This window comes from Ruegeria sp. H6 (assembly GCF_056532975.1).
In genome coordinates, this window is sequence record NZ_JBQFOA010000004.1 from 203,819 (window position 1) to 224,752 (window position 20,934).

General features: G+C 57.6%; 21 protein-coding genes. 13 read left to right on the top strand and 8 right to left on the bottom strand.

Features of this window, described 5'->3' with window-relative positions; all coding sequences use genetic code 11:
* Window positions 1-126: 126 nt before the first annotated feature.
* Entirely contained in the window at window positions 127-675 is a 549-nt protein-coding gene (locus tag ACR0AG_RS10595) for a redoxin family protein (RefSeq protein WP_480838571.1), read from the top strand.
* A 17-nt stretch (window positions 676-692) separates the two neighbouring features.
* Here the strand turns inward: ACR0AG_RS10595 and ACR0AG_RS10600 are convergent, their stop codons facing one another.
* Window positions 693-1,646 carry a hydrogen peroxide-inducible genes activator gene (locus ACR0AG_RS10600; protein WP_480838573.1) on the bottom strand — a complete coding sequence of 318 codons (954 nt, stop codon included), beginning with the start codon at window positions 1,644-1,646 and terminating at the stop codon, window positions 693-695.
* Between the two features lie 53 nt (window positions 1,647-1,699).
* Window positions 1,700-2,782: a DUF6456 domain-containing protein gene (locus tag ACR0AG_RS10605; protein WP_480838575.1), complete on the bottom strand. Its 1,083-nt coding sequence runs from the start codon at window positions 2,780-2,782 to the stop codon at window positions 1,700-1,702.
* A 251-nt stretch (window positions 2,783-3,033) separates the two neighbouring features.
* Between ACR0AG_RS10605 and ACR0AG_RS10610 the strand changes: the two genes are divergently transcribed.
* Window positions 3,034-3,321 carry a DUF6477 family protein gene (locus tag ACR0AG_RS10610; RefSeq protein ID WP_480838659.1) on the top strand — a complete coding sequence of 96 codons (288 nt, stop codon included), beginning with the start codon at window positions 3,034-3,036 and terminating at the stop codon, window positions 3,319-3,321.
* Here ACR0AG_RS10610 and ACR0AG_RS10615 read toward each other — a convergent pair whose 3' ends face one another.
* Window positions 3,322-4,866, bottom strand: coding sequence for a trimethylamine methyltransferase family protein (locus ACR0AG_RS10615; protein WP_480838577.1), 1,545 nt, complete (start codon window positions 4,864-4,866; stop codon window positions 3,322-3,324).
* Between the two features lie 110 nt (window positions 4,867-4,976).
* Window positions 4,977-5,417 (bottom strand): GNAT family N-acetyltransferase, encoded by a 441-nt coding sequence (locus tag ACR0AG_RS10620; protein ID WP_480838579.1) that lies wholly within the window; start codon window positions 5,415-5,417, stop codon window positions 4,977-4,979.
* Window positions 5,418-5,509: 92 nt separating this feature from the next.
* Between ACR0AG_RS10620 and guaA the strand changes: the two genes are divergently transcribed.
* The 9 genes from guaA (at window position 5,510) to ACR0AG_RS10665 (ending at window position 14,893) form a co-directional block, all read left to right on the top strand.
* Window positions 5,510-7,084 (top strand): glutamine-hydrolyzing GMP synthase, encoded by a 1,575-nt coding sequence (guaA, locus tag ACR0AG_RS10625; protein WP_480838581.1) that lies wholly within the window; start codon window positions 5,510-5,512, stop codon window positions 7,082-7,084.
* A 90-nt stretch (window positions 7,085-7,174) separates the two neighbouring features.
* Window positions 7,175-8,080, top strand: a complete 906-nt coding sequence (locus ACR0AG_RS10630; protein ID WP_480838583.1) for a DMT family transporter — start codon at window positions 7,175-7,177, stop codon at window positions 8,078-8,080.
* Window positions 8,081-8,193: 113 nt separating this feature from the next.
* Window positions 8,194-9,414, top strand: a complete 1,221-nt coding sequence (locus tag ACR0AG_RS10635) for an OmpP1/FadL family transporter (RefSeq protein WP_480838585.1) — start codon at window positions 8,194-8,196, stop codon at window positions 9,412-9,414.
* Window positions 9,415-9,510: 96 nt separating this feature from the next.
* A complete protein-coding gene (locus ACR0AG_RS10640; protein ID WP_480838587.1) occupies window positions 9,511-10,407 on the top strand; it encodes a DMT family transporter in 897 nt (298 codons plus the stop codon).
* Window positions 10,408-10,456: 49 nt separating this feature from the next.
* Complete coding sequence (locus ACR0AG_RS10645; protein ID WP_480838589.1) at window positions 10,457-11,329, top strand: ATPase; 873 nt, start codon at window positions 10,457-10,459, stop codon at window positions 11,327-11,329.
* A 37-nt stretch (window positions 11,330-11,366) separates the two neighbouring features.
* On the top strand, window positions 11,367-12,305 hold the full coding sequence (metA, locus tag ACR0AG_RS10650) for a homoserine O-acetyltransferase MetA (protein WP_480838591.1): 939 nt from the start codon (window positions 11,367-11,369) through the stop codon (window positions 12,303-12,305).
* 4 nt (window positions 12,306-12,309) lie between these two features.
* On the top strand, window positions 12,310-13,257 hold the full coding sequence (locus ACR0AG_RS10655) for an alpha/beta fold hydrolase (protein ID WP_480838593.1): 948 nt from the start codon (window positions 12,310-12,312) through the stop codon (window positions 13,255-13,257).
* A gap of 49 nt (window positions 13,258-13,306) precedes the next feature.
* Window positions 13,307-14,176 (top strand): polyphosphate kinase 2, encoded by an 870-nt coding sequence (gene ppk2 / locus ACR0AG_RS10660; protein WP_480838595.1) that lies wholly within the window; start codon window positions 13,307-13,309, stop codon window positions 14,174-14,176.
* Between the two features lie 102 nt (window positions 14,177-14,278).
* Window positions 14,279-14,893: a TetR/AcrR family transcriptional regulator gene (locus ACR0AG_RS10665; protein ID WP_480838597.1), complete on the top strand. Its 615-nt coding sequence runs from the start codon at window positions 14,279-14,281 to the stop codon at window positions 14,891-14,893.
* 6 nt (window positions 14,894-14,899) lie between these two features.
* On the opposite strand, the gene ACR0AG_RS10670 is transcribed toward ACR0AG_RS10665, so the two are convergent.
* Both ACR0AG_RS10670 and ACR0AG_RS10675 read right to left on the bottom strand, forming a co-directional pair.
* Window positions 14,900-15,958 (bottom strand): adenylate/guanylate cyclase domain-containing protein, encoded by a 1,059-nt coding sequence (locus ACR0AG_RS10670; RefSeq protein WP_480838599.1) that lies wholly within the window; start codon window positions 15,956-15,958, stop codon window positions 14,900-14,902.
* Window positions 15,955-16,323, bottom strand: coding sequence for a group I truncated hemoglobin (locus ACR0AG_RS10675; protein ID WP_480838602.1), 369 nt, complete (start codon window positions 16,321-16,323; stop codon window positions 15,955-15,957). Before ACR0AG_RS10675 ends, ACR0AG_RS10670 begins: the two co-directional genes overlap by 4 nt.
* A 233-nt stretch (window positions 16,324-16,556) precedes the next feature.
* Here ACR0AG_RS10675 and ACR0AG_RS10680 point away from each other — a divergent pair, with 233 nt between their 5' ends.
* Window positions 16,557-17,555, top strand: coding sequence for a LacI family DNA-binding transcriptional regulator (locus ACR0AG_RS10680; RefSeq protein ID WP_480838604.1), 999 nt, complete (start codon window positions 16,557-16,559; stop codon window positions 17,553-17,555).
* Here the strand turns inward: ACR0AG_RS10680 and ACR0AG_RS10685 are convergent, their stop codons facing one another.
* Window positions 17,556-18,689 (bottom strand): Gfo/Idh/MocA family protein, encoded by a 1,134-nt coding sequence (locus ACR0AG_RS10685; protein WP_480838606.1) that lies wholly within the window; start codon window positions 18,687-18,689, stop codon window positions 17,556-17,558.
* Window positions 18,690-18,730: 41 nt separating this feature from the next.
* Window positions 18,731-19,834, bottom strand: a complete 1,104-nt coding sequence (locus tag ACR0AG_RS10690; protein ID WP_480838608.1) for a Gfo/Idh/MocA family protein — start codon at window positions 19,832-19,834, stop codon at window positions 18,731-18,733.
* Between the two features lie 127 nt (window positions 19,835-19,961).
* Between ACR0AG_RS10690 and iolC the strand changes: the two genes are divergently transcribed.
* On the top strand, window positions 19,962-20,927 hold the full coding sequence (gene iolC / locus ACR0AG_RS10695; protein ID WP_480838661.1) for a 5-dehydro-2-deoxygluconokinase: 966 nt from the start codon (window positions 19,962-19,964) through the stop codon (window positions 20,925-20,927).
* Window positions 20,928-20,934 lie beyond the last annotated feature (7 nt).

A 20,934-nucleotide genomic window follows, 5' to 3' on the forward strand; every position in this document is an offset into this window, starting at 1 on the left:
CACACCGTTTATAGATTGAAATTAAACAAAATAAATCATGCTACAGCGCAGCATAAATGCCGTTGAAGCAGGCTTCGAATCCCGTTAGGTCGACGTTCAACCACAATGAATCACAAGAGGATCAGCATGAAGACTGGCGCCAAACTGCCTGACGTGACCTTTCACACCCGCGTCCGTGACGACGCAATCGAAGGCCCCAACCCGTTCCGCTGGCAGGACAAGACAACTGCGGACTATTTCGCAGGAAAACGCGTGATCCTGTTTTCACTGCCCGGCGCATTCACCCCCACATGCTCGACCTACCAACTGCCCGGTTTCGAACAGGGTTTTGGCGACTTCGCAGCTAAAGGGATCGACGACATCTATTGCATGTCTGTCAACGACAGCTTTGTCATGAACAAATGGGCCGCAGATCAGGGTCTGAAGAACGTCAAGGTCATTCCGGATGGCTCGGGCGAGTTCACGCGCAAAATGGGAATGCTGGTCGACAAGGACAATCTGGGCTTTGGCATGCGGTCGTGGCGCTATGCGGCCATCGTGACCGACGGCGTTGTCGAAGCCTGGTTTGAAGAGCCCGGCCTGATGGACAACTGCCCGGAAGACCCCTACGGCGTGTCCTCTCCTGAAACGCTGATGAAACATCTGGACGAAGCCCGCGAACCTGCGCTGGCGTGATCCAGTAGGTTTCCGACCTAAGAGGCTCGCATCCTGCGGGCCTTTTTTTGTGTCCGGGTCCGGGCCACAACATCGTTTCCAACCTGCTTGATGACACCGGCCAATTTGTCGAACCAATCCTCACCCCGCGTCGAAGACCTGCGGACAAGACCGATGGAGCGGGCAGGTTCGGGTGTGCCAAACCGCAACATCCGCAACCCGGGCACCGCGTCGGCCTCGGACTTCGCGGCAAGCTCGGGCATCAGGGTCAAACCGAACCCTTCGGCAACGAGGCGGGACAAAGTCGCCAGCGAAGACGCCCCCATGTTGATCCGCCCGCTGGATCGGTCCTGCCCGCAAACTTCCAACGCCTGATCCGTCAGGCAGTGGCCATCCTCCAACAGCATCAGCTGCGCGGCGCTGAGGTCTATCGGGCGCAGCGCATCGGGGTTCTTTTCGAACCGGTTCAGGCGTTCCCCGGTTCCGGCAAGAAGAAACCGGTCTTCGAACAGGGGTTCTTCGATCATGTCATTCGCCCCACACGGCAGCGCCAGAACGGCCGCGTCCACCTCACCCGCGCGCATCAGGGCCAAGAGGTTTTCGGTTCTTGCCTCACGCACCTGAATGCGCAGCGACACGTCAGCCGAACGCAATCCGGCCAGGACACCGGGCAACACATAGGGCGCAACCGTAGGAATGATACCAATGGACAGTGATCTGTGCCCGCCCGAATGGTCGCGCGCGAATTGGTCCAGATCACCCGCAGCATCCAACACCCTGAGAGCGCGATCCAGTACGTCGCGCCCCAGAGGTGTCAGCAGAATGTCACGGGCCTGACGCTCGAACAGAGCGCCACCCATCGCATCCTCAAGCGCCTTGATCTGCACAGACAAGGCCGGCTGCGACACGTGGCAGACCTGCGCAGCGCGGCCAAAGTTGCGTTGCTCGGCCACGGCCCGGAAATACTGCAATTGTCGAAGCGTGAAATTCATAATCTCTCATTATCACTTCACCCAACAACCGCAAGTCAACCTTATTGCGCCGCTCAACCGATCAGGCGATCGCGGGACAGCTGCGCCTCGTAATGCCTTTTGAGACGCTGCAATGCGATACGCAGTACGATCTTGCCGGACCGGGCGGACCAACCCATTCGTTTTTCCGCCAGTTCAAGCCCTTCCAGATAGCAACAGCAGCGTAAAGCAACATCGCTTAGGCCGGGCCCAAGGTCAGACAAAGCCTGAGTAACCCGCCCCTTGGCGTCCGACGATGCCGCCCCTTTGAACGTGTCCGACCCAAAGCTGCCGCGCCCGCCCCCGGTCAGGAAACTGTCCCAGTTCTGGGTCACTTGCGGGCCGATTTGCGCAAGTTCGAAATCCTCGCGCAGGCGTTCGCCCGCGGCGACCAGAGTTTCGTCCAGAAAGGGTTTCCCATCCCGATCCCTGCGCCGCGACAACGCAACCAGCGGGCTTTCCGCAGTCCCATAGCGCGAGCGTCTTGCCCGTTCGGGCTGTGATTTGGCGCAGGGCTGAAACGATACCTGAGCCTCGGCCATACCAAAATCGCTGCGCTCACGGGCCTGGTTTTCGGATTGCGCAATCAAATGGCTCAGCGCGGCACGTCCCGCTGTGGACACCCGATAGCGTGAGATCCGCCCGGGATTATCGCACGATATCCAGTCCTTTAGCGCCAAAGCCTGCGCAATATCGCAGCTTACCACGGCTGTGCGCGTTGTTCCGCTGGACCCGTTATCGCGAACCACGACAGCCTTGTCCATGTCCTCGGCAACCGCCAGAACGGCCCCGGTTTCGCAAAGCCTACGCAGGACACGCAAAACCTCTTGATCGAACGAATTGCCGGTTTCGGCACCCGCGTCAGAGGATGTCACACCTGTGTCCGCCCCCTCGACCGGCAGAAAGTGTTTGGCGGCCAACGATTGCAATGCAGCATCGACCAAAGGGTCATCGCGCCGCATCTCGATCCGCCGGATCTGGCGCAGAATTGTCGACGCATGGCAGCCCGCAGATCGTGCGATATCGCGAATAGATCGTCCGCTCTCGGTATGATCCAGATATCGCTGCGCCCCTTCGGGGACCCAATGAGGAACGGTAAAAGCCAAGTGTTTTTCCATGTTTATGCGCCCTTGCCAACCTAACAAACTGCCAGTGTTCGTCGTCGGATTCCTGGTTAATCAAATCTAACTAGAGGTTCATTTGTTACTTGTTCGTTAACCACAGACGACAAGCAGCAGATTTGATTCAAATAGATAAACACTCGTGAAACCATCGTTCGGGGCGACTTACGACAAGGCAACACCCGCTTAGGTTGTGCAACAAATCAGCCGGCAACATTTCAACGAAAGGAACACCCGTGCAGGACCTGATGACAATGATCGCAACCCTTCGCCGCCCTCGTCTTTTGACACGCGCAGCTAAAATCGGAGCACAGGATTACGATCGGGATCGACACCTGCAGCGGATCCTTGGGTACGGGTCCACACCCGGAAACGGCAGCGCTTTGATCCGCCTTATGGAGTTGGAAAAAGAGGTAAACGATCAGCGACAAGAGGATGACGCAGCCTATTCGCTGGTGCGTCACCTCGATCTGATGATCGCACTGATTGGCGAGGCGCAGCTGTATCAGGCCAGCCGCACCGCGCGTTACGCTTGATCAGGAAAACGCATCCGGCATGGACGCTTTTTTCTCGGCAACGTAAGCGTCCAGCGCCGCCTTTTTGTCCGGGTCCATTGCGGGCTGCTGATAGTTGGCCAGTAAATGTTCGACCCGGTTGCTTGCAAGGGTTTGCGTGTCGCGCGCGCCCTCTTCTTCCCAGGTTTCAAAGGGTTTGTAGTCCAACAGCTCGGACTTCCAGAACGCGTCTTTGAAATTCGCCTGCGTGTGGGCACATCCCAGATAATGCCCACCGGGGCCAACCTCGCGAATGGCGTCCAGCGCCAAGGCATTTTCGTCATGGGCAACGCCTTTTGCCAGCCCATGCAATGTGCCCAACTGATCCGCATCCATGACAAATTTCTCGAAATCGGCCACCAGCCCGCCTTCGAGCCAACCGCAGGAATGCAGCATGAAGTTTACCCCGGCCATCAACCCCATGTTGAGCGAGTTTGCCGTTTCATAGGCCGCCTGCGCATCGGGCAGTTTCGAGCCGCAGAACGAGCCCGCAGACCGGAACGGCAGCCCCAGCCGCCGGGCCAACTGCCCCGCACCATAGGTCACCAGGGACGCTTCGGGTGTGCCAAAGGTTGGTGCGCCAGAATTCATGTCGATCGACGAGACAAACGCGCCGAAAATGACCGGCGCGCCCGGGCGGATCAATTGGCTATAGGCGACACCGGCCAGAACCTCGGCCAGAACCTGCGTCAGCGTGCCGGCCACGGAAACCGGCGCCATCGCGCCACCCACGATAAAGGGCGAGACGATGCAGGCCTGATTGTTCTTTGCATAGACCTCAAGCGCGCCCATCATCACGTCGTCGAATGTCATCGGCGAGTTGATGTTGATGAGCGATGTCATCACCGTGTTTTCCTGAACAAACTCCTTGCCAAACAGAATCTCGCACATCTCGACCGAGTCCTGCGCGCGGCTGGGTTCTGTCACCGACCCCATGAACGGTTTGTCGGACAGGGTCATATGCGCCATCAACATGTCCAGATGGCGTTTGTTGACGGGAATGTCTGTCGGCTCGCACACTGTACCGCCCGAGTGGTGCAGCCACTTGGACATATAGGCCAGCTTCACGAATTTGTTGAAATCGTCCATTGTCGCATAGCGCCGTCCACCTTGTGCGTCGCGCACAAACGGGGGGCCATAGACAGGCGCAAGAACCAGGTTGCGTCCACCGATGACCACGGATTTCTCCGGGTTGCGGGCGTGTTGCGTGAACTCGCTGGGGGCTGTCTTGATCAATTGCCGGGCCAACCCGCGCGGAATGCGCACACGCTCACCGTCAATATCCGCACCCGCTTCGCGCCAGCGCTCCAGCGCGGCAGGGTTGTCGACGAAATTGACGCCGACCTCTTCCAGCACCAGCTCCGCATTGGATTCGATGATTTCAAGAGCCTCTTCGTTCAGAACCTCAAAGTTCGGAATGTTTCGCTGAATATACTTTGCGGTTTCGATGACAACCGCTGTGCGCTCTGCCCGGCGAGCGGCGCCGCCGCCCCCTCTGGCTCTGCGTCTGGTGCTTACCTCTGCCATGAGACTATCTCGTGTTTTGGTTACTTTGATCCGAGTGATACCCCAACCGGCACTGCGCCCGACGGTTCAGAACGGCTATATCGGGGTAAAAGCGACATCCGCCCCGGTCATTATGCGACGGTTCTTTCAAACAGAACAGTACTGCCTGCGGTACCAGTTTCGACCCACCCCAGGTGACGATACATCGCACGGGTCTTTTGCATCGCTTCATGCGTTCGCAACCGCAATAGCGTGACCTGCCTTTGGCGCGCCGTTACCTCGACAGCTTGCAGTAGATGCCGCGCAATCCCCTGACCTTGCGCCAGTGGGCTGACCGCAAGATTGAAAATCATGATCGCGTCCTGCACAGCACCAAAGATCACAACCCCCAAAAGCTGCCCGTCCTTTTCAGCCAGGATCACATCGTTCGCCTCGATGTCTTCGCGAATACCCCCGGTGACATCCGGAAGATCGTCGATGACTTGTCGCACCGAAGCATAGGCTAGCGCGATGCATTGCTGAATGGCGCCCTCATCCGTAAGAGTCGCTTTTCTCAGGACGATTTCAGCCATATCCAACCCCACCCGGACCGTTCTTTGTTCAATACGTCTCAATTGACGTCATTACACTTGCACTGGCAAGGGTTGCGACCTAATAGCCACGCATGACCCAAGACTCCCATGACCGCCTTCTGATCATCGACTTTGGCAGCCAGGTGACGCAGCTGATCGCCCGCCGTCTGCGCGAGCTGAACGTCTACTGCGAAATCCACCCCTACCAGAATGTCACGATGGACTTTGTGCGTGAAATGTCGCCCAAAGCCGTGATTTTCTCGGGCGGACCGGACAGTGTGACACGAGAGGGGTCGCCACGCGCGCCGCAGGAGATCTTTGACTACGGCGTACCGATCCTTGGCATCTGCTATGGCCAGCAGGTCATGATGCAACAGCTTGGCGGCAAGGTCGAAGGCGGCAAAATCTCAGGCGGTGGCGGCACCGCCGAATTCGGACGCGCCTTTGTGACGCCCGGAGAGCCGCTGGGCCTGTTGGGTGGTTGGTTCACCGAAGGCGATGAGCAGGTCTGGATGAGCCACGGCGACCACGTGAGCCAGCTCGCGCCCGGGTTTGAGGTATTTGGAACATCGCCCAACGCGCCTTACGCGATCACCGCCGATACCGACCGCCACTTCTATGCCGTTCAATTCCACCCCGAGGTGCACCACACGCCCAAGGGCGCGAAACTGTATGAGAACTTCGTCAAGCTGGCAGGCTTCAAGGGCGACTGGACCATGGGTGCCTATCGCGAACAGATGATCGAGAAGATCCGCGCGCAGGTCGGTGACAAAAAGGTCATTTGCGGCCTGTCCGGCGGTGTCGACAGCTCTGTCGCAGCGATCCTGATCCATGAGGCCATCGGCGACCAGCTGACCTGTGTGTTTGTCGATCACGGCCTATTGCGCAAGAACGAGGCCGAAGAAGTCGTCGGCATGTTCCGCGACAATTACAACATCCAGTTGATTCACGCGGACGAAAGCGCGCTGTTCCTGGGTGAGCTTGAGGGCCAGAGTGATCCTGAAACCAAACGCAAGATCATCGGCAAGCTGTTCATCGACGTGTTCCAGAAACACGCCGACACCATTGATGGGGCCGAATTCCTGGCACAGGGCACGCTTTACCCTGACGTGATCGAATCCGTTTCGTTCTCAGGCGGGCCGTCGGTCACGATCAAATCGCACCACAATGTGGGTGGCCTGCCTGAAAAGATGGGCTTGAAACTGGTCGAACCTCTGCGCGAGCTGTTCAAAGACGAGGTGCGCGCATTGGGTCGTGAACTGGGGCTGCCGCAAAGCTTCATCGGTCGCCACCCCTTCCCTGGCCCGGGCCTGGCCATCCGGTGCCCCGGTGAGATCACGCGCGAAAAGCTGGACATCCTGCGCGAGGCCGACGCCGTCTATATCGACCAGATCCGCAAACACGGCCTTTACGACGAGATCTGGCAGGCTTTCGTTGCGATCCTGCCCGTCAGAACCGTTGGGGTCATGGGCGACGGACGCACATATGACTATGCCTGCGCCCTGCGAGCGGTGACGTCAGTGGATGGTATGACCGCAGATTATTATCCGTTCAGCCATGAATTCCTTGGCGAGACCGCGACACGAATCATTAACGAGGTTAAGGGTATCAACCGCTGTACCTATGACATAACCTCAAAGCCCCCGGGCACGATCGAATGGGAATGACAAAAGCCGGGCCCTGCCCGGTTTTTTTGTGCTTGCAGAATTGAAAAGTCAGTATTTACAAATCACTACGGAACAATCGAACAGACAGCGATGAGCGGCGAAAAAAACCAGATCGGCAAAGCGGCCCTGTGGATGACGGGCGCAATCGCCTCGTTCACATCGATGGCCGTGGCTGGCCGTGAGCTGAGCGTCACGCATGACACGTTCGAGATCATGTTCTTCCGCAGCCTCGTCGGCATTTGCATCGTCGCGATGGTCCTGACCGCCACGCGAAACTGGTCACAGGTCACAACGCGCCGCATCGGTTTGCATGGCGTCCGGAACGTCGTGCATTTCACGGGACAGAACCTGTGGTTCTACGCTGTCGGCGTCATCCCATTGGCACAGGTGTTTGCGCTTGAATTCACCCAACCTCTATGGGTCATCCTGCTGTCGCCTTTGCTGTTGAAAGAACGCCTGACCCTTGTCCGCGTCATCGCAGCGCTTGTGGGATTTGCAGGCATTTTGCTGGTCACACGACCCGGCGCTGCGCCGATCAGTATTGGCATGATGGCGGCGGCGGCGAGTGCAATTTTCTTCGCACTTACAACAATTACCACCAAATCTCTTACCCGGATTGCCAGCATCGGCTGCATTATGTTCTGGCTCACTCTGATGCAGGCGGTTCTGGGTTTGGTGGCCTCGGGCATCGATGGTCAGATCACGATGCCGACGTCAAAGACCATCCCGTTTCTGGTGCTGATCGGGCTCGCGGGTTTGCTGGCTCATTTCTGTATCACAAACGCGCTGGCCATCGCGCCCGCAACGGTTGTGGTGCCCTTCGATTTTGCCCGCCTGCCCACCATCGCGATTGTTGCGTTTCTGCTCTATCACGAGCCGCTGGACCTGTGGACCATGGTGGGCGCCGCGGTCATTTTTGGCGGCATCTTCCTGAATGTCTGGTCAGAGAAACGTAACAATTCCGCAACACCGGCCGTAACGTCGCCTTCCGAGTAACGTTCGGTCACCCGTTGACCTAAATTTAACGATTAAGACAGTAACAACCGGTAGCAAAACCGGGAGCACGCAGAAAAGACGTGTTTATCGGGACAGTGACAGGGGAGGAACCTATGAAAAAAACGCTGGTTAAAGCGTGCGCGTTGTGTGTTGGGGCAACAGCCGCGCAGGCAGGCGGTCTTGATCGCAGCGGTCAGGGCGTGAATATCTTGTTCGAAGAAGGATCGGTGGCGCAGTTCCGTTTGGGCTATACTTCGCCCGACGTCAGCGGCTCGATGGTGGATCAGATACCGGGCAGCCCAACCTTCGGGCAAGAAGTCGACTCGGGCAACGTGACGAATGACTTTTTTACCCCACATCTGGCCTATAAAACCGGCCTGACGGATGAGCTGGACTTTGCGCTTGTCTATGATCAGCCCTTTGGCGCCGACATCGCTTACGCAGCGGATTACCCCTTGTCGCAGAACGTTCTGGCGCTTGCGGGAATTCCCGGTGCGACCACTGATGTCCTGCGGGCCGAGGCGGACACCGACGCCGTTACGGCATTGTTCCGCTATAAGTTCGAAGGGGGCTTTAGCGCAATTGCCGGTCTGCGGGCGCAGCGGTTGAAAGCCAGTGTTTCGGTACCGATCGCTGGTGCATCTTCGACGCCCTTCCCACAAGGTGGATACCGCGTTGAAACGGACGCCGAAATTGATTTCGGCTATGTTGTCGGTGTCGCTTGGGAAAAACCCGAAATCGCGGCGCGCATTGCGCTGACCTACAACTCGAAAATCACCCATGACCTGTCACAGACCGAGGCGAATGACGTCGTTGGCCTGACCCCGCTTGGCCCCTCGGCCGGCCGTGTCAGCGCGGATTCGTCATCGGAAGTTGTGACACCGCAATCGGTTAACCTGGATTTTCAGACCGGCGTCGCGCCAAAGACGCTGCTGTTCGGATCGGTCCGCTGGGTGGACTGGCCGCAAACCGTCTATGCCCCACCGGTATATGTCGGCCTGACCGGCATCAACCTTGTGGATTATGAAGAAGCGACGTTCACCTACTCTCTGGGTCTGGGATACCAGTTCTCGGACGAGTTCTCGGGCGCGGTCACGCTGGGTTATGAAACGTCCGAGGGCAACTCGGTCTCGAATCTGGGCCCGACAGACGGGTTCTGGAGCATCGGCCTGGGCGGCACTTACTCGCTTGAAAAGGCTCAGATTTCCGGCGGAGTTCGCTATACCGACATTGGTGATGCAACCGCAAACGGCACCGGCCCGGACAACCGCGCGACCTTTACCGGCAACAGCGCCTGGAGCGTTGGAATTCAGATCACATATGCGTTGGACTAAGCGCGCGTGCCACAATGACAGAAGGCCCCGCCCAACGGTGGGGCCTTTTCGCATGATCCGGGTCGCATAATCGAACTTTGGATGTGACAAGGGGTCATGAACGCACAAAAATCCCTAAACCCCCAAGCCTGGTTCGAGCTGTTGTTGCTGGGCCTGATCTGGGGCGCTTCCTTTCTTGCGATTCGCATCGCTCTGGATGCGATTCCCGTGTTGACGCTGGTACTTCACCGGGTGTTTTGGGCCGCACTGGCCTTGTGGATTTACATCCTGGTCAAACGCATTCCGGTTCCCACAGCGCCCCGAGTTTGGCTGGCCTTTCTGGTCATGGGACTGCTGAACAATGTGTTGCCATTTTCGTTGATGGCGTGGGGGCAACTTTATGTGGAAACCGGCCTGACCTCGATCCTGAACGCAGCCACGGCGGTGTTCGGCGTTTTGGCTGCGGCCATGTTCTTTCCCGATGAAAGGTTGAACAAATTCCGCCTTCTGGGCGTCGCAATCGGCTTTGTGGGTGTTGCGGTGGCGCTTGGGCTTCGCAATCTTTTGTCCCTGAATCTCTCTAGCCTGGGTCAGTTGGCTATTCTGTCGGGAACACTCTGCTATGCGGGGGCTGCTGTTTGGGCCCGAAAACACCTCAGCACCCTTCCCCCGCAGATAGCAGCCGCAGGCATGTTGACCGCCTCGACCTTGATGATGATCCCCATGGTCCTTGCAGTGGATGGGGTTCCTTCGCTGATCCTGCCTTTCGAGACCTGGCTATCCATCGCCTATTTCGCCGTGCTCGCCACCGCAGGCGCGTATCTTTTGTATTACCGCGTGCTCGCGCAAGCTGGCAGCGGCAACCTGATGCTGGTCACGCTGGTGATACCCCCGGTCGCGATCATCCTGGGCGCTGTGGTCCTGAATGAGGATCTTTCACCCAACGCGTTCATCGGTTTTGCGATATTGGCACTGGGCCTCATAATCCTCAGCCGATCTGACCGGCACAATTGACGCCGCACCGGCCCCGTTCTAGCAAGGACAAAACAAGGGACGGCAGGACATGATCTACAGCTCAGCACAGGATTGGCGCACGGCAGCGCAGAAAAAGGTTCTGTTCTTCGGAATGTCCGGGCTGGGAAAGACCTTTGTGTCCAACATCCTGCGTGATGCCGGGGATTGGTTCCACTATTCAATCGATTACCGGATCGGCACCCGGTACATGGGGGAATATATCACCGACAATGCCAAGGCCGAGGCGATGAAGGTCCCGTTTCTGCGTGATCTTCTGTTGACGGATTCGATCTATATCGGCTCGAACATCTCATTCGAAAATCTCAACCCGGTGTCCACCTATCTGGGCAAACCCGGCGATCCAGGTCTGGGCGGGTTGGAGATCACCGAATACCGGCGTCGTCAGGAGCAGTTCCGTCTTGCGGAAATTCACGCCCTTCTGGACACCAAATATTTCATCGACCGCGCTGAACGGCTCTATGGATATCCGAACTTTATCTGCGATACGGGCGGATCAATTTGCGAATGGGTCGACCCCGAGGACCCCAACGATCAGGTCCTGTCCGAGCTGTCCCAGCAAACGCTGATGATCTGGATCGAAGGCGACGAGGCGCATACCGAAGAGTTGATCAAACGCTTTGACAAGGCCCCCAAACCGATGTCGTACCAGTCCGAATTCCTGACCGAAGTTTGGGACGATTACCTTGCGCGCAGCGGCCAATCTGCCGATCAGGTCAACCCCGACGACTTTATTCGCTGGACCTATTCCCGCGCGCTGGCGCATCGACAGCCGAGATATGCAGCCATGGCAAAGAACTGGGGCATATCCGTGACCACCGCAGATATCGGGCAGGTGCGCGATTCCGGTGATTTCGATGAGTTGATCGAACGCACCCTTGAGAACACCGCCGCACGGGCCTAAGTTCCCGAATTCACGCGACCTTCATGAATGTAAAGCCATGCCCATCAAGATTCCCTCCGACCTGCCCGCCTTTGACGTCCTGACCCAGGAAGGCGTCATGGTCATGGACGAGGATCAGGCCGCGCGCCAGGACATTCGCCCTCTGCGCATCGGATTGCTGAATCTGATGCCCAAGAAAATTCAGACGGAAAACCAGTTTGCCCGCCTGATCGGTGCCACGCCGCTGCAGATCGAGCTGTCGTTGATCCGCATGACCGAACACAAGACCAAGAATACAGCCGCCGCGCATATGGCCGAGTTTTATCAGCCGTTTCAGGAAGTTAAGGACCAGAAATTTGACGGCCTGATCATCACCGGCGCCCCGATTGAGCATCTGGATTTCACGGATGTAACCTATTGGGAGGAAATGACCGAAGTGTTTGAGTGGACGCAAACAAACGTCCATTCAACCTTTGGCGTGTGCTGGGGTGGGATGGCAATGATCAACCACTTCCACGACATCAAAAAGCATATGCTGGACGCCAAGGCCTTTGGCTGCTTTCGGCATAGAAACCTTGTGCCTGCCTCTCCGTTTTTGCGTGGATTTTCTGATGATTGCGTGATCCCGGTTAGCCGCTGGACGGAAATGAAACAGTCCGAGATCAACTCGGTCAGCGGATTGAGGACACTTCTGGGCAGTGATGAAGTCGGCCCTTGTCTGATCGAAGATCCCGCCCATCGCGCGCTCTATATCTTCAACCACTTTGAATATGACAGCGACACGCTAAAACAGGAATACGACCGCGATATCGCCAACCAGACCGAGATCAACGTCCCGATCAATTATTATCCCGACGATGATCCTGCGCAGGCGCCGCAGAACCGCTGGCGCAGCCACGCCCATCTGCTCTACGGTAACTGGGTGAGTGAGATATATGAGACCACGCCCTATGACATCAATCGTATCGGTGTGGACACCACCGATCTGAGGGGCTGAAGACATGCGCGTTCTGGGCCTGTTCCTGATCCTTGTTTTGGCGGTTTGGGTGTTTGCCCTTTGGCGCTCGGCCCGGCTTGAGGCGCAGGCCGAACGTGATTTCCCGCCCGAAGGCGAGATTCTGGACGTCGACGGCATCAACGTTCATGCGGTTGTTATGGGTGCTGGCCCGGATGTGGTCCTGATACACGGCTCCAGCGGAAATACCCGGGACATGACCTTTGCGCTGGCTCCGATTCTGGCGGAAAACTACCGGGTGATCGTGTTCGACCGCCCCGGTCTGGGCTATTCCGACAGCTTTAACCCCGACGGCGAAACCATTGTTGAACAAGCGGAAATCCTGCAAAAAGCCGCCACACAATTGGGCGCGGAAAAACCGATTGTGGCCGGTCAAAGCATGGGCGGATCCGTGGCATTGGCCTGGGCTGTGTCCCGGCCCGACAACCTGTCAGGTTTGGTTCTGATTGCACCTGCGGGTATTCCCTGGGAGACACCACTGGATAACTTCAACAAGATCGCGGCAACCGGCTTTGGCAAGGCGGTTGTTCTGCCCTTGATCACCGCCTTTGTGCCCAAAAGCTATGTGACCAACACACTGGACAAGGTCTTTGCACCGCAGGTCGCACCCGAAGGCTATGCCGAGCATTTTGGGCCCGGGCTGGTGATGCGGCGCGAGTCAATGCATGCCAACGCCAAGCAACGGGTGCGGCTTCTGGATGGTGTCACGGACATTCAGCCGCGGTACAAGGACATTTCAGTCCCCACCGAGATTGTGCATGGCACCTCGGACACCACGGTTCTTTTGGACTGGCACGCACCGGAACTGCTTGACCAAATCCCCGGCGCCGAACTGGTTGAACTGGAAGGCCTGGGCCATATGCCGCAAGTCGTGTCAGCCCCCGAGGTTGCCGCCGCCGTTGACCGCGCCGCCCAACGGGCAGGTTTGCGTTAATCCGATCCGTAATCCATAGTAAGTTATGGGTTTTATCGAGGGGCCACACATGTCGGGATCGCAAAAAGGTTCAATCGAGAAATACTATCGCGACGATGCTCCCAAGGATATTCGCGCGCAGATCGACGACGCAAAAAAGGGCGATATTCTCAACCCAACCTACCCTTATTCGGAAAAGATGAAGGGGAAGGATTATGAAAAAGAGATGGACGCGCTACAGATTGAATTGGTCAAAATGCAGGCCTGGATCAAGGCCACCGGCCAGCGCATCGCCATCTTGTTCGAAGGTCGCGACGCCGCGGGCAAAGGCGGCACGATCAAACGGTTTCGCGAGAACCTGAACCCAAGGGGCGCGCGCAACGTGGCGCTCAGCAAACCGTCAGATGCTGAACGCAGCCAATGGTATTTTCAGCGATACATCCCGCACCTGCCCTCGGCGGGCGAAATCGTCTTTTTTGACCGCAGTTGGTACAATCGTGGGGTGGTCGAAAATGTCTTTGAGTTTTGCACCAACGAACAAAGAGAACGCTTCTTTCGTCAGGTCTTGCCGCTTGAGACCGGCTTTGTGAATGACGGCATCCACCTCTTCAAGCTTTGGCTGAACGTGGGCCGGGCTGAACAATTGAACCGCTTTCTGGCGCGGGAAACTGATCCGTTGAAGCAATGGAAACTCAGCCCGATTGATGTGGCGGGCCTTTATAAATGGGACGAATACACGCAGTCGATATCCGAGACTCTGACGCGCACCCATTCTGAGCATTGCCCCTGGACCATCGTGCGATCCGACGACAAAAAACGCGCGCGGCTGGCGGCTATTCGAACGGTCCTAAGTGCGCTGGATTACGACGAAAAAGACGCAGAAATGGTGGGAACCCCTGATCCTGAAATCTGTGGCGGGCCCGAGGTTTGGGACCGTTGATCAGACCCGTGCCCTGCGCCTGCCATCGGTTGGACGCGCCGCAAGGTTTGCTCTATCTCTTGGATAAAAGACCAGAGGCTATCGAAGAATGCTGACGCAGGAATGACAAAACGCGGCTATCACCACGGGAACCTGAAACAGGCTTTGATCGAGGCTGCGTTATCATTGATTGAAGAAAAGGGTCCAACCGGTTTCACCCTGTCTGAGGCGGCGAAAACCGCGGGTGTTACTCCCGCCGCCGTCTACCGGCATTTTCACGGGCGAGAGGACCTGATCGCCGAAGCCGCGCGTCAGGGATTCGAGATGTTCGCCGATCTGATGCAGTTTGCTTATGACAAGGGCCAGCCGTCCGCTCTGGCCGCGTTTGAGGCGACCGGGCGCGCCTATCTTGCCTTTGCGCGCAAACACCCCGGCCACTATATCGCCATGTTCGAAAGCGGTATCTCGCTGAACAGAACGCCAGAATTGGCCCATGCCGCAGCGCGTGCCAAAGACGTTCTTGAAAAGGCCGCTGCTGACCTGTCACAGCACATCCCGCCGGACAAACGCCCGCCAGCCTCTATGTTCAGCGCTCATATCTGGGCGATGAGCCACGGTGTGGTGGAATTGTATGCGCGCAATACCGGCGCCACGTCGCCCTTTCCGCCTGAGGACCTGTTGGAAACCGGCATCGGCATCTATCTGCGCGGTCTGGGGCTGGTTGATCAGGACGAATAAGAAAGCCTAAAGGGCTTTGCTGGGTTTTGGCGTCGTCAGGCGCGAGGTCACATTGATCAGATCCATGCTGCCCATGCCCTTGATGTCCACAGGGCCGATATCGGTGATCTGGAATTCGTCAATCAAGTGAAACTTCATCTCTTCCGGCGCCACGATATTCATTGGATTTGCAAAGACTTGTAGGCGCGAGGCGATGTTCACTGCCGGCCCGAAGACATCATAGACGTATTTCTGGATGCCAACGACCGAGCCCACCGCCGGCCCCATCCCCAGGCCCACCCGGGCCTGCCATTTATGCGGATGACTTTGGTTGCGCCGCTCCAGATACCGCAGAAACCGGACGGCACAATGGGCCACGGCCGTGGCGTGATCTGGCGTTTCATCCGGCATTCCGGACACCGCCAGATACGCATCGCCGATGGTCTTGATCCTTTCGCAGCCGAACTGCTCGACAATGCGATCAAAGGCCGTGAAAATGTCATTGAGCTCGCTCAGCGTCACGGTCGGGTCGGTTTTGGCGGCAAAATCCGTGAAGCCCACGAAATCCAGCATGACCACCGAAACCGTGTCATAAAGCTGCGGGGTGACGACGCCGAAGGTTTTAAACTCTTCGTATACGGCGCGGGGCATGAGGTTCAAAAGCAACCGCTCTACCCGCTCTTTTTCACGCTCGAGCTCTCGGGTATTGCGCTCCACCATGGTCGAGTAGCTGTCGATCATGCTTTCCAACTCACGAATGCGCGTGATGTTCTGGCATTCGACCACCAGCACCTGTTCTTCCAGCCCGTTTGCCAGCGACACAGCCGTTGCAAAGATCAAAGTCCGGCGCCGGGGCTTGATTTGCAGCTCGACCGAATACCGCAGGCCCGATTGCTTCACGTCCTCCAACTCTTTCGGATCCAGACTGGGCAGCAAATCCAACAGCGTCTGCCCCTCGGCAGGGGTTCCGAACCATTCGCCAAACGGCCCGTTGTGGAACACAAAGGACAAATCCGATGCGCGGACAACAGCGACACCAACACCAATTGCACGCAGCAAATGCTCGTTGATGTCAAGAATACTCATGCAGCGGTCCGCGACACGATGATCGATCGTTTCTCCTCGATCGCTTCCAGAGCGACCGAAATGTCATGATCCTCCATGCCGTGCGATACCAGTGCTTCGCGAAACAGCACCGCCATCTCATCAAAATGGGCATGCGAGATGTTCAGGTTTCGGTGAACCGCCTCAATCCGATCATCGCTGAAGGATGCTGGACCACCGACAAGCGAGGAAACAAACTTGGTCTGGTGGTCTATCAAACGCGGCAGGTCGATCTCTTCGAAATGGAACCCGATTTCGTCTGAATCCAAGGCCATTTCATAGAATGTCATGACGACGCGACTGATCGTTTTAAAGCCGCCGTATTTTTCGTAGATTGTCTGACTCACAACAAAACCCACCACATTAGGGGCAATAACACCACCAACTTATAGCAAGTTGAGGGTTTTGTTAACTAAATTGAAACGAACGCCGCGCGATTGCTCAATTTGGGGTGCCTACACGCCCGTGTCACAGTCCGCCGGGCACGTTTTGCAACCGTTTGCAAAGATCTTGTGCATGTGCAAATCTTACGCCTCAATACCACGCGAAATACAAGTGATCGAGTGCAGAGGCCCCCAGGTTGAGCGTAACATTAAAAGAAGTCGCGGCGCTTGCGGGCGTCTCCCGTTCCGCCGTATCGCGTGCTTTTACCGAAGGGGCTTCGGTATCGGCCAAGACGCGCCTCAAGGTGGAAAAGGCCGCACGCGAGCTTGGCTATCGGCCAAATGCGCTGGCGTCGTCGCTTACCACAGGGCGCACCAAGCTGATCGGGTTGATTTCGAACAACTTTCACAACCCCATTTTCCTTGAGGTCTTCGATCAGTTCACCCGCGCCCTGCAGGAGCGTGGGCTGAGGCCCCTGATTGTGAACCTAACCGATGAAACCGAACCCGCGCATTCGGTGCAAATGCTGCGTCAATATTCGGTGGATGCGACCATCGTCGCCTCGTCCACCCTGCCCCCAAGTTTCGCAATGGCGTTTCATGAGGCCGGAGTGCCAGTGGTCCACACGTTCGGACGATCCGCAACTTCACCGGATGTGCATGTGGTTGGGATCGACAATATCGAATGCGGCCGGATGGCGGCGCGCGAGTTGATTGAACGCGGCTACCGCAAGATCGGCTACCTTGGTGGACCGAAGGATGCGACCTCTGCCATGGACCGCTATCGCGGATTTATCGAGGAAACCGGCAAACATTCCGATCTGGACGTTTCACATTGTTTTGCCGGGGCTTATTCCTTTGAGGCCGGGCGCGAAGAGATGCTGCGCCTTTTGCAGGGCGCCCCCGCCGAAGCGTATTTCTGCGGTGACGATATTCTCTCGATTGGCGCATTGTCGGCCCTGAAAGATCACGGGTTACAACCGGGTCAGGACGTTGGCATCATCGGGTTGAACGACATGGAAATGTCGCGTTGGGAAAGCATCGACCTGACGACCATTCACCAGCCCATCAAGCAAATCATCACCTCCTCCGTGGATCTGGTGGAAGAAATGCTGAGGCAACCGGATCGCTATCCCGAGGCGCGCATCTTCCCCTGCCGCGTGGTCGAGCGGGGCACGCTAAGGCCCCGCCCCTGATCAACGGAACATCGGCGGTCGCGCATCTTTCCAAGCGCCCGCGTCCTTGGACGATTCCACAGCCGCATAAACCGCAGCGATGGACCGCACACCATCGGCAGGCCCCGGCAGGCCGTCGCGCGCCTCACCCGCGATGGCATCCGCAAGATCCAGGTAGATATTGGCCACCGCCAGGGGGAACCCCTCGGGATGCGCAACAGCAACACGCGACAGGCGCTGGACTTCTTCATGCAGCCCGCCCTCGCCCTTTTCGATGATCTGGGTGCGGCCACCAACGGGGGTATAGATCAGCTGGTTCGGCTGTTCCGATGCCCATCGCAGGCCTCCAGTTTCGCCAAAAACCTGAATGTCGAACCCGTGTTGGCGCCCAATGGCCACGGATGAGGTCCACAGTCTGCCGACGGTGCCGCCTTGAAGTCTGAAGTTCACCATCGCGTCGTCTTCCAATTCACGACTGGGGATGGTTGAAGCCAGATCAGCGGATAGGCTATGCACCTCATCATCGCAAATGAAGCTGGCCATGTGTAGCGCATGAATGCCGCAATCGGCGAACTGCCCGGATACGCCTGCCATTTCCGGATCATAGCGCCACCGCACACGCGGATTGTCGGCATCTGTCGCGTCGCCGTGGTGGCCGTGGCTGAAATTGGTCACCACCAGGCGTACCTTGCCGATGTCTCCCGCACGCACCATCGCGCGGGCCTGACGCACCATCGGATAAGCGGAGTAACAGTAGTTCACCGCACAAATCCGGCCCGAGTCCTCGGCCACGCGCACAATCTCTTCGCCCTCTTCCACGTTCATGGTCATGGGCTTTTCGCACAGCACGTTGAACCCGGCCTCAAGAAACGCTTTGGCGATCTCGAAATGGGTCGAGTTCGGCGTCGCGATGGTGACAAGATCGACCCGGTCGGGACGGTTCCTTTCACCCTCCAGCATTTCCTGCCAATTGCCATAGGCGCGGTCGGGTGCAATTCCCAACTTCTGGGCAAATTCACGACCCACATCCGGGCGATGATCCAGTGCGCCGGCAGCAAAGTCGAACATGCCATCCGCCTGTGCCCCCAACCGGTGGGCCGGGCCGATCTGACTGCCCTCACCGCCCCCGATCATGCCCCATTTCAGTTTTGCCATTGTCTGTGTCTCTCTTTCAAATCCGCAAATTCCGGCGACCCTCAAAAGTCGCTGACATTTGTCCAGCAGCGCTGTTCTGACGAGGCCAGCGCCGCTGCCAGAACCCTGTTCACGATATGACCGTCGCGGAAGGTCGGCCAGATTGATTGCCCTGTGTGGATCGCCTGCAGGAAATCCTTGGCTTCGATAATGATCTGATCCTGATAACCTGTGCCATGGCCCGGACCCTGACAGAAAGGCTCATAATCCGGATGCGCCGGGCCGGTCAGGATCTTGGTAAAACCCTGCGTCGCCTCCGGCCCATCTCTCCGATAGAGCCAGACTGCGTTCTGATCCTCTTGATCAAAGTGAATCGCGCCGTTTGTACCCGAAATTTCATAGGCATACCCCATCTTCCGGCCGGTAGCGACGCGGCTGAAATAGAGATGGCCCATAACTCCGTTTTCGAACCGGCACAGCATCTGGGCCTGGTCGTCATTGGTTACCTCTCCGCCCGGGCGGGTGCGGTGCACGGTTTCGACATCGGCCATCACTTGGGCGATCGGGCCAATCAAGGCCTTCGCACCGTTTACCATATGGGGTGCAAGATCCCCGATGGTGCCGTTTGCCATCCCGCTCGTCCGCCAGGACGCTGGCGCTTGAGGATCGGCATAGAAATCTTCGGTATGTTCACCCCGGAACCAGGTGATGTCGCCAATCTCTCCGTCCGCAATCAGTTGACGGGCGAACTGACTGGCGGGGGTACGGATATAGTTGAAGCCAACCATGTTGACGACGCCCGTTTGCTCGGCTGCGTCGACCATTGCCTGGCTGTCCTCAAGAGACGCCCCCAAAGGCTTTTCGCACATGACCGGCTTGCCGAGCGCCATGGCGGCCAGTGCAATCTCGCGATGTGTCGACTGGGGTGAGGCGATGACGATGGCCTCAACCGCCGGATCATTGACCAGCACCCGCCAATCGTCGGTTGCGCGGGCAAATCCATAGGCTTGTCGATACCGTTCAGCACTTTGCGGGGTCGAGGCACCTATGACCTCAAGCCGCGGTCTAAGCGCGGTGTTGAACACCGCCCCCACCGCCGACATGGCGACGGAATGCGCCTTGCCCATATAGCCGCCGCCTACAATTCCTATTCCAATTTCAGTCATCTGCAACGACTCCGCACATATCGTTTGCAACCGGTTGCAAAATCAGTATCGTGTGAATCGATCCAAGGCAAGCGGCAACACCGATTGCCCAACGCAATTTACCGGAGGACGCATCTTGACCGCTTTGATGGACGGGATCAAAGGCAACCGTTTTGCCGTTCTGGGGCGCGCAGGAATGGACCTGTTTGCCGACCCCATTGGCGTCAAAAGCGAGGATGCCGATACGTTCCGGGCCGATCTTGGCGGATCTTCGGCAAATATCTGTGCGGGGCTTGTCAAACTGGGCAGCAGTGCTGCGCTGATCACGTCTATTTCGGATGACGCTGTGGGCCGGTTCTGCCTCAACCGCCTGCGCGATTATGGTGTGGATACGTCCAATATCCGTGTTATCGGCGGCGAATACAGAATGTCTCTGGCCGTATATGAAAGCCGCATCGAGAATTTTCAGAACGTCATCTATCGCAATGGTGCCGTCGATTTCCAGGTCACCGAAGACGACATGGATCGGGTTGATTTCTCAGCGTTTTCTGCAGTGATCACGGCCGGTACAGTCTTTGCTGCCGAACCCTCCCGCAGCGCCACGTTCCGCGCCATGGAAAACGCTCGGGCCGCAGGGTTGCCGGTTATCTTCGACATTGATTACCGCCCCTACAGCTGGCCCTCGCCCGACGTGGCCGCGGACGTGCTGTCGCGGGCTGGCGACGCCAGCGACCTGATCGTTGGCAATGATGAAGAGTTCGGTTTCATGGCGGGCGGTCTGGACAAAGGGTTCGCCAAAGCCAATGAACTTGCGTCCAAACCCGGACGCATCGTGATCTACAAGATGGGCGAAAAAGGCGCGACCACATTTGTTGACGGTCACGAAATCCGCACCGGGATTTACCCTGTAACCGCAGTCAAACCCAACGGAGCGGGCGACAGTTTCATGGCCGGTCTTCTGGCCTCGGTCGCCGCGGGCCATTCATTGGAAGACGCCGTGATGCGCGGCTCAGCCTGCGCCTCCATCGTTGTCTCGCAACCCGGTTGCGCCCAGGCCATGCCCACAACACCCGAGTTGGAGGCTTTTCTCGCCTCGCATCCCGGCCCGACCTGATAGGAGC